Raw genomic sequence first — 15,155 nt, forward strand, 5'->3', positions numbered from 1 at the left:
TCAACTTGTTCAAGCCATATTCAACCCTATGAAAAAACTTTTCTTTACAATTGTGCTGACTATCAGCATTTTCCAACAACTTACAGCCCAATTTCTTACATCGTCAAATTTGCCGATAGTTGTAATAAATACCAATGGATTTTTCATTTCTGACGAACCAAAAATAAAAACAGATTTCAAAATCTACTACAACGGTCAGGGAAAAGTCAATAATGTTACGGATAAACCTCATTACGATGGTTTCGCAGGAATAGAATATCGTGGTTCAACTTCTCAACAATTTCCCAAAAAAAGCTTAGGTATCGAACTTTGGAATGAGAAATCTGAATCTATTACTGCTTCTTTGCTCGGAATGCCCAAAGAATCGGACTGGATTTTGTATGCTTCCTACAACGAAAAAAGCTTCATGCACAATGTACTCACAATGCGGTTAGCTCGTGAAATGGGTATGTATGCTTCTCGCACGCAATATGTTGAGGTTATAATCAACAACGTCTATCAAGGCGTTTATGTTTTCATGGAAAAAATAAAACGAGACGAAGGACGAGTAAACATTGCAAATCTGAAAGCAACCGATTTAACGGGTGACGATATTACGGGCGGATATATTTTCAAAGCTGATAAAAATACTGGTGGTAGTTTAGGAAGTTGGCGTTCAAAATATCCAAATTATAATACGCCCAATAATTTCACAACATTTTTATACGAATCACCTAAAACGATTACTTCCGAACAAAGGGCTTACCTCAAAAACTATGTTGATAATGCCGAAAGTGCACTTCAAGCAGCAAATTATCGAGATAAAACCAATGGCTACAGGAAATATATTGATACTCGGTCGTTCATTCAATTATTTTTGGTCAATGAAGTAGCAAAAAACGTCGATGGATATCGTATAAGTAGTTTTTTTCATAAAGACAAAGACAGTAAAGGCGGTAAAATAAAAGCAGGTCCACCGTGGGATTATGATATAACTTACGGAAATGGCAATTACTGCGGTGGAAATAGTCCTTCGGGGTTTTCTTATAAATTCAATTATACTTGCCCAACTGACTTTTGGCAAGTACCTTTTTGGTGGGAAAAAATGCTCTCCGATTCGGCATTTGTACGAGAGCTCGGGCAAGAATACGGATTTCAACGAAAATTTGGGGCATTACAAACAGAAAGAATCAACAAACATATTGATACACTTGCCAATATATTGAAAGAACCAATCGTAAGAAATTTTCAGAAGTGGCCAATTTTAGGTACTTATGTTTGGCCTCAACCAACACCTTACGCTGGCACTTGGGAACAAGAAGTAAACGAACTACGCAACTTCTTAAACCAACGCCTACAATGGCTTGATAATAATATTCAGACCAATTTTGCAATTACAGCTAATGAGCCAGAACTGGCAGAAATAACTATCAATGCTTTTCCAAATCCGTTTTTAGAGCGAATAAATATCAATATTCAATCACTTTTTGCAGAAAAAACTAAGATAAGATTAACAGATAATCTCGGAAAAACAATTTTTGAAGGAAATGAAACACTTCAAATCGGCAATAATGATTTTTACATAGAATTACCCGAAAACGAAATTGTCAGTGGTGTAAAATATCTTACAATAGAATCAGGCACGAAAAGAATAACAAAAAAACTGGTACACCAGTAAAAAAGCTCCCCTTTAGGGCGGTCAGACGTATCCGAGGGGGGGCTTTATCATATAAGTATGGTCAATGCCATCCTCAACATAATCATTTCCTGTTAACTCAAAACCCAGCGATTGATAGAACTTAGTCAAGTAACTTTGTGCACCAATCTTAATTGGCTCATTACCAAAGAGTTCTATCGTTTTTTCGATTGACTTTTGCATCAAAAACTTCCCAATCCCACCGCCACGAGCTTGTGCTGAAGTTACAACTCGGCCAATTGAGGTGTAACCTTCGTAATAAACACTTTTATCAAAAAGACGAGTATAGGCCGCCAGTTTATTATTCTCATCCATAACCATTAAGTGCCATGCCAACTGGTCTTTTCCGTCAGCATCCACAAATGGGCAATTTTGTTCTAAAACAAAAACTTCTTGACGCAAAACCATTATGGCATACAATTCGTCAAGGCTCAACTCATAAAAAGGCACACACTTAATATTCATATAAAATCTAATTTTGAATGAGCGAATGAATGAATGATAGAATATATTTGTATCATTGAATTATTCACTCATGCTATCATTCGTTGCATTTATGCTCATAAATATACACACCCATAATCCTGAGAAACAAGATAATCAACAAATTATTTATAACCTGATTATTCCCGAAACCGAAGAAGCACTCGAAACCTTCCCCGATGAAACAGTTCCAAAAACTTGGCTTTCGGCAGGTATTCATCCTTGGCATATCAATGAGAATAATCAAAAAATACAACTCGAAAAACTCCGACAACTTGCTCAAAATCAATACATTAAATTAATTGGCGAATGTGGACTCGACCGACTAAAAGGATCACCTCTACCACTCCAAGAAGAAGTCTTTATCAAACAAATCAGAATCGCCGAAGAAGTCAAAAAACCGCTCATAATTCATTGTGTAAAATGTTTTAATGAATTGATTTCTATCAAAAAAATAGTTCGTCCGAAAGTACCCATGATTTTACATGGTTTCAATAATAACTTTCACATCGCTCAAGCTATCCTCGAACGAGGCTTTTACATCTCGCTCGGAACAGCCATTTTGAATGATAATTCAAATGCAGCCCACCTTTTACCACAAATTCCATTGGAAAAACTTTTCCTCGAAACTGACGATAAGGATACTTCAATCTCCGAAATTTACGAAAAAGCATCTTTTATTCTAAAAATGCCAATTGATAAACTCATAGATACTATTTTTGCAAATTATTTAGAAATCTGTAAGTAATAAAGCATCGCTTAATTAAATCAATTAGATAAAAAATGCCCGCTTGGCTCTCTCGCTCTGAATTATTAGTTGGTAAAGAAGGAATCGACCGACTACAAAATGCTCACGTCTTAGTCGTTGGACTGGGCGGTGTAGGCTCATTTGCCGCTGAATATATTTGTCGCTCAGGTGTGGGCGAAATGACAATCGTCGATGGCGACGTGGTTGACCCAACCAACCGCAACCGACAATTACCAGCCCTTGCCACCAATCATGGGGTTTCAAAAGCCGATATTATGGCCGAACGCCTCATAGCAATCAATCCAGAACTGAAACTTCACGTAGTGAAAGAGTTTCTAACACCTGATAAATGCAAAGAAATTCTCGAAACAAAATTTGACTATGTGATGGACTGTATTGATAGCGTAACGCCGAAACTTACGCTTTTATCAACTGCCTACGAAAAAGGCCAGCGTATCGTTAGTTCGATGGGAGCAGGTGGGAAAATCGACCCAACCAAACTTCGAGTAACTGATCTGTTTGATACTTACGAATGTCTTTTTGCTCATTATATTAGAAAAAGAGGCAAAAAATTGGGCATTAAAAAAGGAATAAAAGCCGTTTTTTCTATAGAGCCTGTCATGAAAGACTCATTGATTTTGACCGATGGCTCAAACTTCAAACGCTCAGCCTATGGTACAATTTCCTATTTACCTGCCGCTTTTGGTGGGGTCTGTGCATCAGTCGTGATTCGAGATTTACTCGATTACCCAATCGAAATCACCAAACGTCCAGCCAATATCCGTAGAAAAACAGCTCTCAAATCAAAGTCAAAAGATAAGGAATAACAAACAATTTCTCCCATATCTTTGAGATGTGGCACAAGTTCTCTTATACAACTAAAAAGTCTCCTTTTTGGGGATAGTGGTCATGAATGCAGTCATTGATTTAGGAAATACCTACGCAAAAATTGGTTTTTTTGAAGAAAACCAACTTTTGGAGGTACATCGTGGTTTAGAATTTCCAAAAATCGAAAAACTGATTTTATTAAATAATGTTAAAAATATCATCATTTCATCGGTCACAAAAAGCCAATCTGAACTTGAAGATATTTTTAATAAAATTTCTATAACTAAACTTTTTCTAAGTCCAGTAACGCCAGTTCCGATAAAAAAACACTACGAAACACCCCAAACACTCGGTTCTGACCGTTTGGCGGGTGCTGTTGGTGCAAATTTTCTTTTTCCAAATCAAAACGTTCTTATCATTGATATGGGAACTGCCATAAAATATGATTACGTTTCAAGCATAGGAGCATTTGAAGGTGGCATAATTTCTCTTGGTATGCGAATACGATTTGAAGCACTTCATACGTTTACTAAAAGACTCCCATTAGTCGAAGCCGAAGGTATTCCTGACTTAATCGGAAAGAATACAAAAGCCTGTATCCAGAGTGGAGTAATCAATGCAATTATCGCCGAAGCCAATGGAATGATAGAAAATTACTTAAAACTTGGCAATTGTCAAGTTATATTGTGCGGTGGCGATGCGAGTTTCTTTGAAAGTCAAATAAAAAAGCCGACCTTTGCAGTCGATTTAGCAAACGATTCAAATCAAGTAGCCTCAAATACTACTTTTTCGATACAAAATATCCCAAATTTGACCCTGATTGGTCTGAACAGAATTTTACAATACAATGTTGAAACAAATTAAACTAACTGCTTACCTAATTATCTGTATTCTGTCAATTACTGAATCTTTCGCACAAAAAGAATCTCGACTTTACGGTAACTCACCTTATTCGGCTCTCGGAATTGGTGACATTTTTTCAGGCAGTGCCATTGCTTATGATGCCATGGGTGGAACTGGATTAAGTTTTGGCAATGGAATTGCAGTAAATACTATTAATCCTGCTCTTTTAGCCAAAAACCGTTATGTAGCATTTAATACTGGTTTGCGTGGACAGTACAAAACTTTATCAAACGGAACACTCTCGCAGTCTGACTTTGGTATGAATCTGAGCCATATCACTTTGGCTTTTCCTATAAAAACCAAATGGACGACTGCCATTACGATGCAACCCTATTCAGGTGTTGACCATGAAGCACGTTTTACTCAAACAATTGCTGGTACTGATAAATCAGTAAGCCATACTTATAAAGGACAGGGCGGATTATCAAAAGCAGCTTGGTCTAATGGAGTTTTAATTGGAAAAAAATTATATGTCGGTGCCGAAACTGGCTTTTATTTTGGAAGTTTCAGACGTGATACAACCTCGCTTCTTTTAGTTAGTAGCGACGATTTATATCAGAGATATACCGACCGTGTTTCTACAAGTGGATTTGCATTCAAAACTGGTTTTGCTTTCCAACAAAAATTGGCCGAAAAATGGAATCTAAATGTTGGCGGAACTTACGAAATTCAAAGTAATCTAAAAGGCGAACGCATTCGTACTTATTCTACATTGTATGATAACGGAACTGGCCCACAGGTTATTCAAAAACCAGATACACTTGCTATTTATAATGGTGGTATGACTTTACCTTCAAAATTTGCACTTGGAATCAGTCTTGAGAGCCCTTACAAATGGACTTTCGCCGCTGAGTATAGCCGCCAAGATTGGACTCAATACCGCAATTTTGATGGAAAAGCAGAAAGTAATCTTACGAACAGTGAAAAAATCGCTTTTGGTGTAGAATACCTTCCGAAATTTACTTCAACTAAATACTTTAATCAAGTGTTCTATCGTGCTGGTTTTCAGCAAGTTAAAACGCCTTATTTAGTTAATGGTACGCACATCAAAGATAATAGTTTCTCATTGGGCTTATCTACTCCACTGGCTTATCGTAGTGTAAGTTATATTGATTTCTCAATTGCATTTGGAAACCGTGGAGTGATTGGTAATGGCCTCGTGAAAGAAAACTACATAAAAATGTCGCTTGGCTTCTCATTAATGGATACACGTTGGTTCTTGAAACCTAAAATTGATTAAAATCTTTGTGGAGCGAACCGTCATACGGTTCGCTTATATAACACAATCATTTTATCTGTAAATATGATTAACTCTTTCAAATACATTGCTGAGTTTATTTTTTTGCTATCAATTACTTTTCTCTTGACTTCTTGTGAAGAAAAAAAGAAAGTTGAAGTGGCAAACAAGTATAATGGCCCATTGATGGCCACTGAAAATCTGAACGTAATGTACAGCGATTCAGGACGAACAACTGTAAAACTCACAACTGCCCGCCAATTAAAGTTTGAAAACGAAGATGAAGTTTATCCAAAAGCAGTCTATGTAACCTTTTACGATAAAAATGGTGTAGAATATTCTTCGCTTCGTGGTGATTCTGGACGATACGAAAAAAGTAAAGGAATCTACAAAGTTATGGGTAATGTATTCTTTTTCAATCGTTTACAACAGCAAAGCCTTTCTACCGACTTATTAAACTGGAGTCCGCTTCAGAAAAAAGTTTACACTGATAAACGTTTTACAATCAAAACTCCAAAAGAAGAACTACACGGAGTTGGAATGGATGCTGACCAAGATTTTACACACTACACGATGCGTAGAACCAAAGGAACATTTGCCGTTGATTCGCTCAACTCCCAAACTGATGATGATATAGCTACCGACACTACAAGTTATTAGATTGGTTACTGGGAAACTGGTTATTAGCCACTGGTATTCCACTAATTTTCCAATAACCAATTTACCAATTACCCAATTTACGAATAACTAAATTCAAGATTTTACAAAAAAATCATTCTCTTTTCTACTTGCATTCCTAAAATTCGCTCTAAATTTGTTGTTCAATTTAAAGGTGAAATTAAATAGATTTTATTTTCTCAAAACAGAAAGTAAAATAAAGCCTAATCACGCAAATAAAGCCAGATTTTCATGCTTTCACATTTATTAATTAAGAATTACGCTCTCATTGAGCATCTCGAACTCAAGCCTGATGCTCATTTCAATATAGTTACAGGCGAAACAGGTGCAGGTAAATCAATTATGCTCGGTGCAATTGGTTTACTATTGGGCAATAGAGCCGATACAAAAACGCTCTACAATGAGTCAGAGAAATGTATCATTGAAGGTACATTTGATATGGCAGGCTTCTACATAAAAAATATTTTTGAAGAAGAAGAACTCGACTTTGAAAATTCATGCATCGTACGTCGAGAGATTTCTCCAAGCGGAAAATCAAGGGCGTTCATTAACGATACCCCAGTTACACTCGAAACGCTTCGCAAGATTTCGTCTCAGTTGATGGATATTCATTCACAACACGATTCAATTTTACTTGGCTCAAACGAATATCAGCTTCGCATTGTGGATACTTACGCTCAATGCCACGATAAATTGGTTGAGTATCAAGAAAAATATCGTACATACAAAAAACTACAAGATGCGTACCAGCAGCTACAAATCGAAGCTGACCAGAATAAAAAAGAGTTTGATTTCAATAATTTTCAACTCGAAGAACTTGTAAAAGCCAAACTTGACCCCAACGAACAAGAGCAACTCGAACAAGAACTCAACATCTTAGAACACGCCGAAGAAGTAAAACTTCGCCTCAAAACTGTTTACGAATACCTCAATAATTCTGAACAGTCTATCCTTTCAGTACTTCAATCAACGGTTAGTTCACTGGCACCGATTGCGAGCTATTCACCTGATTATCAGCAATATAAAGACAGAATACAGAGTTGTTTACTGGAGTTAAAAGACGTATCTCGTGATATTGAGTCAGAAGAAGATAATATCGAGCTTGATGGTCAGAAAATCATTGAGATTCAAGACCGACTGAATTTACTTTATAAACTTCACCAAAAACATGCCGTAAAATCGAATGGTGAATTGCTCGAAATTCAAGCAATTTTGGAAGAAAAAGTTAGTAAAGTTTTGAATCTTAGTGAAAACCTTGCTGCAGCTAAGGAGCGTGTAAACAAAGCATTTGATGCCGCAACCAAAGTAGCAGAATCACTTTCAAAAGCCCGCCAAAAAGTTTTACCAGAAATCGAAAAACGAGTAATTGGTTTGCTAATAGAGTTAGGTATGCCCAATGCAATACTCAAAATTCAGCACCAAAATATTCAATTAAACAGCGAAGGAATCGACCAAATTAATTTCTTGTTTAGTGCCAATAAAGGAGTCACGCCTCGACAATTAAAGGATGTAGCATCGGGCGGAGAATTCTCTCGATTGATGTTAGCGATTAAATATGTTTTAGGCGATAAACGCTCATTGCCAACCATTATTTTCGATGAAATCGACACGGGTATTTCGGGTGAAGTAGCCATAAAAGTTGGAAAAATGATGCGAGAAATGGCTCAAAGTATTCAGGTAATTGCTATTACACACTTGCACCAAATTGCGGGTCGTGGGTCATCGCATTTTTATGTTTACAAAGATAATTCATCAGCCAAAACAGTTAGCCGTATCAAAACGTTAAGTCAAGACGAACGCATTATTGAAATTGCAAAAATGATTGGTGGCGAACATCCTTCCGAAAATGCAATTCATAGTGCCATAGAGATGCTTGGAATCAATATTTAAAAAAGTCCACGGTCAACAGACCACGACATTCTATATAATCAGTTCATCTAAATATTTACACAAAACATAACAAATGAAAAATTTACTAACATCAGTTCTTATTATATTTTCATTGGCTTGCAGTAATAAAGCCGCCGAAGAATCAGCTAAATTAAAAGAAGAAACTTTTAAATTGCATGATGAAATAATGCCAATCAGCATGAATCTGGAAGATTTGAAAGCAAACGTAATGAAAAAAGCTGAAGCTGATACAACATTGAAAAAAACTGCTCTGGATATTTCGTTGGCTCTTGATAAAGCCTATACTGATATGGAAACTTGGATGCCAAAACTCGGTGAAGCAGCCGACATGAAAGATAGCGAAGAAAAAGTAAAAGCACTAACGACATTGAAAACAGAAGGAGAGCAATTAAAGCAAGCTACGCTTGATGCCAAGAAAAAAGCCGATGAGTTTTTGAAATAAAATCAGATTACACACTTAATAAAGCCTGTAAGTTTACTGCTTGCAGGCTTAATTTATACATGAAAAAGTTAATTCCTGTCATCCTATTTTGTATTGCCACCATAAGTATCATTTCTTGCGATAATTCTTCAAGAAAATTGCCAATCATGGGCGAGCGAGACTTCGTAAATGGCGATTCGGTTTATCATACAATTCCCGATTTTTCATTTGTAAATCAGGATAGTAGTATTATTACTAATAAAACATACGAAGGTAAAATCTACGTGGCTGATTTCTTCTTTACGACCTGCCCTACCATTTGCCCCGTCATGAAAAAACAAATGTTGAGAGTTTATGAAAAATACAAAGAAAACCCTAAAGTTGGTATTTTATCGCATACAATCGACCCTCGGCATGATTCAGTAAAGGTTTTGAAAGAATATGCCTCTCAACTCGGAATCAGCGGTAAAATGTGGAATTTTGTCACGGGAGAAAAGGCAAAGATTTATGAAATTGGCGAAAAATCTTATTACGTAACGGCTGGCGAAGACTCAACGGCTGCGGGTGGGATTATTCATAGTGGAGCATTTATTTTAGTTGATACTAAACGTCGAGTAAGAGGTATCTATGATGGCACAAAAGAAACCGACGTGACTAAATTGATAAAAGACATGGAGGTTCTATTAAACGAAAAATAAAATGAGACAACAAATCAGAGATATGAGGTATGATGAAGATAATATACCTTTCATCAAATCATTAAAAGTCATCTATAAGTTTCTCCAACGATTGCTTTCAAAGCTATTTGTGCTCATCTTAGCTGTCGTTTCATTTACTTCGTGTCAGTCAGAAGAAAAGATAAAACTGGAGCAGTATTATATCGGAGGAAAAGAACTTTACGAGCAAAATTGTGCTAATTGCCACCAAAAAGATGGAAAAGGACTTCAAAGCCTTTATCCACCAATTGCAGGCAGTGATTATCTGAAAGACAAAGAAAAAGTTATTTATATTATTAAAAATGGGCTTGCAGGTGAAATTTTGGTCAATGGTAAGAAATATAACCAACCAATGCCAGCCAATAATCAACTCACCAATCTGGATATTGCCGAAGTTGTTACCTACATTTATAACGAGTGGCATGGTGAAACTAAAATTACTGAAGTGAAAGAAGTTGAGAAAGTTTTAAATAATAAATAGAAAGGAAGACTTCGCCGGGCGACGTTCGCTTAAAGCGATATCTTCCTTAAAAATACACAATCCATCAAACTACCCCACGAATCAAACGAATAGCGATTCCATAAAAAATCACCATTCCTACAAATATCAATCCCCAAGAAGTAAGCATCGATTCTTTGAAATATAAAAAGAAAACAGTTCCGACGATTCCGACCCAAAAGAAAAGTTTGGCCATAAATCGTTGATTTTTTCTATTATTCCTCTCCTCTGCTGCTTGTAAACTTGCTTTATTCGAGAAAATACCATTTCCTGCAAAAATGCTTGATGGATGAATATTTTGTCTAAAATTTCCACTGGCAAATAAAAAAAGTGAAAGAGCAACTCCCAAAAGTCGGGGTTTATCATACTCATAATCATTGAGTAAATAATAAAATAATATTAACCCCAAAGCCGAAAGATAAGCAGACCAAATCAAACGAATTCGTTTGGCACTTTTAAGTAATAATTCTGCATTAGGCTTTCGACTATCCAAAAACTGCATCAATAGCGGCACAATGTAGAAAAACACCACTGCGTACAAGTAATAATCAAACTTATTCTGATGATTAAGCGAAAACTTGGGTTGCCAATTAATATAAATATAGGCAAACGGAAGTATCATAATTGTTAAAATCAGCAATTCAAACGGAATATTTTTTTTCATCGGTGTAGATTATTTTAGTTCACGGTCAATGGGCTACAGACAACAAGTTTTTATATTTACTCATTGATTTAACCTCGTTTATTGCGTGAAAGCCTTGAAGCATTCTACTTTCCAGCGTGCAGACGAATCCTTGGTTTTTCAGCTTGTTGTGCCGCATTGGGTTTAAATTGCATAAACCAAACCATAATTTCGTCCATGACGGTCATATTGAGCGAATAAAGCACAAACTGACCTTTCTTCACCGAAGCCACCAAATCAGCTTGGCGAAGCAAATCCAAATGATGCGAAATGCTGGGTTTGCTCATATCAAATTTATCGGCAATATCGCCAGCAGTCATATCTCCATCTTTTAGCAACTCCAAAATCTCACGGCGAGTAGCATCATTCAATGCTCTAAATAAATTATTCATAATTTTTCACTTATATCAATTGATAAATACAAATATGTGTTTTCTGATTCAGAAATACAAATTTTCCATTAAATATTTAGATAATCTTCTAAACAACACACAGTTCTTCCTAATGGTTTCTTAGAAAAACACAATTTTATCATCATTTTTCAGACATTGGTATATAAATTGTTATATTTGCACCACCCCCAACCCCTAAAGGGGGATTTTTGTAAGAATCTAAATTTTAGCTCCCCTTTAGGGGCGGGGGGGTATTGGGGTTTATGAAAGTATTAAAATTCGGTGGAACATCGGTCGGAACGGTTGAAAGTATCAATCAGGTTATACAGATTTTACAAGAAAATCTCAACGAAGGACGCAAAATTGCAGTAGTTTATTCGGCAATGGGTGGTGTTACGAATCGCCTAATCGAAATTGGTAAATTGGCCGCTACTTCTGATTTAGAATATTTACAATTATTAAAATCGGTAGAAGACCGTCATTTTGCAGCCGTTAGAGGTTTGATTGATGTTAAAAATCAGAGCAGTGCTATTGCAAAAGTTAAGGGTTTATTAAATGAACTCGAAGATTTATTGCGTGGTGTTTTCTTGATAAAAGAACTTTCGGCACGAACGAATGATTTTATCGTGAGTTTTGGTGAAAGACTTTCTACAACAATTGTTACCGAAGCACTCAAAAACAGAGGAATTGATGCTGAATATTTAGATGCAAGAAAAGTCATAAAAACTGATGACCATTTTGGTTATGCCGAAGTAATCGGAGATTTAACGAATGAACTAATCAGAAAGCATTTTGCTCAAACCAATAAACTACAATGTATCACGGGTTTTATTGGCTCAACGATTGATGGCGTAACAACCACACTCGGCCGTGGCGGTTCTGATTATACAGGTTCAATTTTTGGTGCAGCACTCAACGCAACTGTTATAGAAATCTGGACAGACGTTGATGGAATGCTCACTTCTGACCCTCGCAAAGTAAAAAATGCGTTCACGATTCCGACAATTACTTATGCTGAAGCAATGGAATTATCGCATTTTGGGGCAAAAGTTATTTATCCGCCGAGCCTCACTCCTGCTTTTCAGAAAAACATTCCTTTACGCATATTAAATACTTTCAATCATCACCACGAAGGTACGCTCGTTAGCAAAACTGCCAGCACTAAAGAATATTCCATCACAGGGATTTCTTCGATTGATGATATTGCTTTGGTGAATGTGCAAGGTGGCGGTATGATGGGTGTTGCCGGGGTTTCAGCCAAATTATTTTCGATTTTAGCAGCCAATAAAATCAGCGTTATCTTGATTTCTCAGGCATCTTCCGAGCATTCAATCTGTTTTGCGGTTGACCCAAAAACAGCTTATGGCGTAAAAGAAATATTGGAAGAAGGTTTCGCTACCGAAATCTCGCAAGGTTTGGTTGATAATATTTCTATCGAACAAAACCTTTCGGTCATTGCCGTCGTGGGTGAGGGTATGAAATCAAGTACAGGTACTTCGGGTAAATTATTTACTGTACTTGGTAAAAACGGTATCAATGTGGTTGCAACTGCCCAAGGTTCTTCGGAGTTAAATATTTCGGTAGTTATCTATAAAAAAGATATTACGAAAGCTCTCAATGCCATTCACGAAACTTTTTTTCAAGTGGATGGCTTGACGCTCAATTTATACTTAGTTGGTGCAACAGGCTTAATTGGAAGTACACTTTTAAGACAAATTCAAGAGCAAAAAGAATACTTAAAACAACGTAAAAACCTCAATATCAGACTCGTAGGCATCACTAATACAAAAAAGATGTTGTTAGATGAGGGCGGAATTAGTCTCGGAAATTGGAAAGAAGAGTTGCTCGAAAAAGGCGAAATTGCCAATATCGGCTCGTTTGTTTCTGATGTACAAGATTTGAATTTACCATACAGCGTTTTTGTCGATTGCACGGCCGATAAAAATATTGTGCAGTATTATTATTCGCTTTTAAGCAGTAGTGTATCAATCGTTACGCCAAATAAAGTAGCCAATTCGGGCAGATATGAACAGTATTTTATGCTCCAAAAAGCCGCCCAAAAACACGGTGTGAAGTTTTTGTACGAAACAAACGTTGGTGCAGGTTTACCGATTATCAATACACTGCAAGGATTGATAACGAGTGGAGATAAAATCAATAAGATTGAAGCGGTACTTTCGGGAACATTGGCTTATATTTTCAATAACTTTAAAGTGGGCGATAGATTTGTTGATGTAGTGAAAGAAGCAAAAGCAAAAGGCTACACCGAACCCGACCCAAGAGACGATTTGAGTGGACAAGACGTAGCTCGCAAAATCCTGATATTATCTCGTGAAGCAGGTTTAAAACTCGAACCAGAAGATGTGACAATCGTTAATTTGTTGAATGATGCTTGTTTAAATGCCCCTTCGGTTGATGCGTTTTTTGAAGAACTCGAAAAAGACAATGACCGATTCGAGAAACTTTTGCAAAACGCACAAGCCAACGATGAAGTTTTAAGATTCATCGCTTCACTTGATAGTGACAATAAAGCAAGTATTGGCCTAAAAACAGTGGGTCGCTCACATCCATTCTTTAATTTGGCTGGTTCTGAAAATATTATTTCGTTCACAACCGAACGCTATAAATACAATCCTTTGGTAGTAAAAGGCCCAGGTGCAGGTGCAGAAGTAACCGCATCAGGTGTGTTTGCTGATATTATGAGTATTAGTAGTTATTTGGTTTAGAAGGCACAGAGATACAAAGTAGCAAAGGCACAAAGCGTAGAAAATATTCTATCATTTTGTGCCTTTTTTCACTCAATTCCCTTTCAACTTTTAAATACTTTGTCTCACTGTGCCTTTCCCTCTCTGTGCCTAAATTACTTCTTCACAAACTTCAAGGAAGCAGAATTTAAGCAATAACGCAAGCCCGTTGGTTTTGGACCATCGTCAAAAACGTGACCTAAATGACCTTTGCAACGATTACAAACGACTTCAGTTCTGACCATTCCGTAAGCATTATCGGCACGTTCTTCTACATTACATTCATTGATTGGTTTCCAAAAGCTTGGCCAACCAGTTCCAGATTCAAACTTTGTGTCTGATGTAAAAAGCTCTAAATCGCAACCGATACATTTATATATGCCTTTATCGTGGTTATCCCAATAAATTCCAGTAAAAGCTCGTTCAGTGCCAGCCTTTCTGGTTACATAATATTGTTCTTGGCTCAATTGCTTTTTCCATTCAGCATCCGTCTTCTTTATAACCTCAATTTTACAATCAGCTTTTTTCGATTTACCATTTTGTGAATAACTCTGACAAGCCAAAAACACAAATGGCATTAATAACAGCATTATTTTCTTCATAATCTTTTTATATTTAGAGATGTTTTGTATTAACTACGAATTAAGTAACAAAAAAGTTTTGAAAAATTGCTTGTTTGGCATCATTTTCTCGTTGTGATTATGAAAAAACCATCATAAGTGCTACACTATAAAAAATACCAAACGTATATCTTAATCATGTTCTGCATGATGAATGTTAGTTCGTGCAAAATTTTACGTAGTAAAGCCCCTGAAAATACGCCAGCTCGAGAAAATATTTATACAAAAAAAATTATTTCTGCTGCTCGAAATTACACGGGAGTACCTTATAAAAGTGGTGGCAATGATGAAAAAGGGCTCGATTGTTCGGGTTTACTCTGTTTAACATTTAAAGAAATAGGTGTAAAACTGCCCCGCATTTCATGGCAGCAGGCCGAATATTTTCCTGCAATCAATTTACCCAATATCCAAAAAGGCGATTTAGTTTTCTTCGTAACAGTTGGTAAAAACATCAGTCATTCGGGAATAGTTACAGAAGTAAAAAACGAAAACGACATTCGTTTTATTCATGCTTCATCGAGCAAAGGGGTTATTGAAGACAACATGATGACTAGCTACTGGAAATCCCGCTTCGCTCGAGTTTGCCGCCCACAATACGCTGATTTAGCAAAACAATAA

General features: G+C 36.6%; 16 protein-coding genes. 12 read left to right on the forward strand and 4 right to left on the reverse strand.

Going from position 1 to position 15,155, the window contains the following annotated elements:
• The first annotated feature begins 28 nt into the window (after positions 1-28).
• The gene (locus ABR854_RS07660; RefSeq protein WP_350264814.1) at positions 29-1,657 is read left to right on the forward strand and encodes a CotH kinase family protein; all 1,629 of its coding nucleotides are present in this window, start codon (positions 29-31) and stop codon (positions 1,655-1,657) included.
• Positions 1,658-1,678: 21 nt separating this feature from the next.
• Here the strand turns inward: ABR854_RS07660 and ABR854_RS07665 are convergent, their stop codons facing one another.
• A complete protein-coding gene (locus ABR854_RS07665) occupies positions 1,679-2,140 on the reverse strand; it encodes a GNAT family N-acetyltransferase (RefSeq protein WP_350264815.1) in 462 nt (153 codons plus the stop codon).
• 70 nt (positions 2,141-2,210) lie between these two features.
• On the opposite strand from ABR854_RS07665, the gene ABR854_RS07670 reads away from it, so the two are divergent.
• The 9 genes from ABR854_RS07670 (at position 2,211) to ABR854_RS07710 (ending at position 10,081) form a co-directional block, all read left to right on the forward strand.
• Positions 2,211-2,906: a TatD family hydrolase gene (locus tag ABR854_RS07670; protein WP_350264816.1), complete on the forward strand. Its 696-nt coding sequence runs from the start codon at positions 2,211-2,213 to the stop codon at positions 2,904-2,906.
• 35 nt (positions 2,907-2,941) lie between these two features.
• A complete protein-coding gene (locus tag ABR854_RS07675) occupies positions 2,942-3,733 on the forward strand; it encodes a tRNA threonylcarbamoyladenosine dehydratase (RefSeq protein ID WP_350264817.1) in 792 nt (263 codons plus the stop codon).
• 82 nt (positions 3,734-3,815) lie between these two features.
• The gene (locus ABR854_RS07680) at positions 3,816-4,598 is read left to right on the forward strand and encodes a type III pantothenate kinase (protein ID WP_350264818.1); all 783 of its coding nucleotides are present in this window, start codon (positions 3,816-3,818) and stop codon (positions 4,596-4,598) included.
• Positions 4,582-5,877 carry a BamG family beta-barrel-assembly machinery protein gene (gene bamG / locus ABR854_RS07685; RefSeq protein WP_350264819.1) on the forward strand — a complete coding sequence of 432 codons (1,296 nt, stop codon included), beginning with the start codon at positions 4,582-4,584 and terminating at the stop codon, positions 5,875-5,877. Before ABR854_RS07680 ends, bamG begins: the two co-directional genes overlap by 17 nt.
• 63 nt (positions 5,878-5,940) lie before the next feature.
• Positions 5,941-6,534: an LPS export ABC transporter periplasmic protein LptC gene (gene lptC / locus ABR854_RS07690; protein WP_350264820.1), complete on the forward strand. Its 594-nt coding sequence runs from the start codon at positions 5,941-5,943 to the stop codon at positions 6,532-6,534.
• 249 nt (positions 6,535-6,783) lie between these two features.
• Positions 6,784-8,442, forward strand: a complete 1,659-nt coding sequence (gene recN / locus ABR854_RS07695) for a DNA repair protein RecN (RefSeq protein WP_350264821.1) — start codon at positions 6,784-6,786, stop codon at positions 8,440-8,442.
• A 73-nt stretch (positions 8,443-8,515) separates the two neighbouring features.
• Positions 8,516-8,905, forward strand: coding sequence for a hypothetical protein (locus ABR854_RS07700; protein WP_350264822.1), 390 nt, complete (start codon positions 8,516-8,518; stop codon positions 8,903-8,905).
• A 59-nt stretch (positions 8,906-8,964) separates the two neighbouring features.
• The gene (locus ABR854_RS07705) at positions 8,965-9,582 is read left to right on the forward strand and encodes an SCO family protein (protein ID WP_350264823.1); all 618 of its coding nucleotides are present in this window, start codon (positions 8,965-8,967) and stop codon (positions 9,580-9,582) included.
• 1 nt (position 9,583) lies between these two features.
• On the forward strand, positions 9,584-10,081 hold the full coding sequence (locus ABR854_RS07710) for a c-type cytochrome (protein ID WP_350264824.1): 498 nt from the start codon (positions 9,584-9,586) through the stop codon (positions 10,079-10,081).
• 64 nt (positions 10,082-10,145) lie between these two features.
• Here ABR854_RS07710 and ABR854_RS07715 read toward each other — a convergent pair whose 3' ends face one another.
• Complete coding sequence (locus ABR854_RS07715; protein ID WP_350264825.1) at positions 10,146-10,763, reverse strand: hypothetical protein; 618 nt, start codon at positions 10,761-10,763, stop codon at positions 10,146-10,148.
• Between the two features lie 104 nt (positions 10,764-10,867).
• The gene (locus ABR854_RS07720) at positions 10,868-11,173 is read right to left on the reverse strand and encodes an autorepressor SdpR family transcription factor (RefSeq protein WP_350264826.1); all 306 of its coding nucleotides are present in this window, start codon (positions 11,171-11,173) and stop codon (positions 10,868-10,870) included.
• A gap of 263 nt (positions 11,174-11,436) precedes the next feature.
• Between ABR854_RS07720 and thrA the strand changes: the two genes are divergently transcribed.
• A complete protein-coding gene (gene thrA / locus ABR854_RS07725) occupies positions 11,437-13,899 on the forward strand; it encodes a bifunctional aspartate kinase/homoserine dehydrogenase I (protein WP_350264827.1) in 2,463 nt (820 codons plus the stop codon).
• Between the two features lie 134 nt (positions 13,900-14,033).
• On the opposite strand, the gene msrB is transcribed toward thrA, so the two are convergent.
• Positions 14,034-14,519, reverse strand: coding sequence for a peptide-methionine (R)-S-oxide reductase MsrB (gene msrB, locus ABR854_RS07730; RefSeq protein WP_350264828.1), 486 nt, complete (start codon positions 14,517-14,519; stop codon positions 14,034-14,036).
• 117 nt (positions 14,520-14,636) lie between these two features.
• Here msrB and ABR854_RS07735 point away from each other — a divergent pair, with 117 nt between their 5' ends.
• Positions 14,637-15,155, forward strand: coding sequence for a C40 family peptidase (locus ABR854_RS07735; protein WP_350264829.1), 519 nt, complete (start codon positions 14,637-14,639; stop codon positions 15,153-15,155).

This window comes from Emticicia sp. W12TSBA100-4, from assembly GCF_040253585.1.
Lineage (GTDB): Bacteria > Bacteroidota > Bacteroidia > Cytophagales > Spirosomataceae > Emticicia.

Excerpts from the sequence above, each read along its gene's own strand:
- ABR854_RS07660 (WP_350264814.1), top strand. The coding sequence starts at position 29 with ATGAAAAAACTTTTCTTTACAATTGTGCTGACTATCAGCATTTTCCAA.
- ABR854_RS07665 (WP_350264815.1), bottom strand. The coding sequence starts at position 2,140 with ATGAATATTAAGTGTGTGCCTTTTTATGAGTTGAGCCTTGACGAATTG.
- ABR854_RS07670 (WP_350264816.1), top strand. The coding sequence starts at position 2,211 with ATGCTATCATTCGTTGCATTTATGCTCATAAATATACACACCCATAAT.
- ABR854_RS07675 (WP_350264817.1), top strand. The coding sequence starts at position 2,942 with ATGCCCGCTTGGCTCTCTCGCTCTGAATTATTAGTTGGTAAAGAAGGA.
- ABR854_RS07680 (WP_350264818.1), top strand. The coding sequence starts at position 3,816 with ATGAATGCAGTCATTGATTTAGGAAATACCTACGCAAAAATTGGTTTT.
- bamG (WP_350264819.1), top strand. The coding sequence starts at position 4,582 with ATGTTGAAACAAATTAAACTAACTGCTTACCTAATTATCTGTATTCTG.
- lptC (WP_350264820.1), top strand. The coding sequence starts at position 5,941 with ATGATTAACTCTTTCAAATACATTGCTGAGTTTATTTTTTTGCTATCA.
- recN (WP_350264821.1), top strand. The coding sequence starts at position 6,784 with ATGCTTTCACATTTATTAATTAAGAATTACGCTCTCATTGAGCATCTC.
- ABR854_RS07700 (WP_350264822.1), top strand. The coding sequence starts at position 8,516 with ATGAAAAATTTACTAACATCAGTTCTTATTATATTTTCATTGGCTTGC.
- ABR854_RS07705 (WP_350264823.1), top strand. The coding sequence starts at position 8,965 with ATGAAAAAGTTAATTCCTGTCATCCTATTTTGTATTGCCACCATAAGT.
- ABR854_RS07710 (WP_350264824.1), top strand. The coding sequence starts at position 9,584 with ATGAGACAACAAATCAGAGATATGAGGTATGATGAAGATAATATACCT.
- ABR854_RS07715 (WP_350264825.1), bottom strand. The coding sequence starts at position 10,763 with ATGAAAAAAAATATTCCGTTTGAATTGCTGATTTTAACAATTATGATA.
- ABR854_RS07720 (WP_350264826.1), bottom strand. The coding sequence starts at position 11,173 with ATGAATAATTTATTTAGAGCATTGAATGATGCTACTCGCCGTGAGATT.
- thrA (WP_350264827.1), top strand. The coding sequence starts at position 11,437 with ATGAAAGTATTAAAATTCGGTGGAACATCGGTCGGAACGGTTGAAAGT.
- msrB (WP_350264828.1), bottom strand. The coding sequence starts at position 14,519 with ATGAAGAAAATAATGCTGTTATTAATGCCATTTGTGTTTTTGGCTTGT.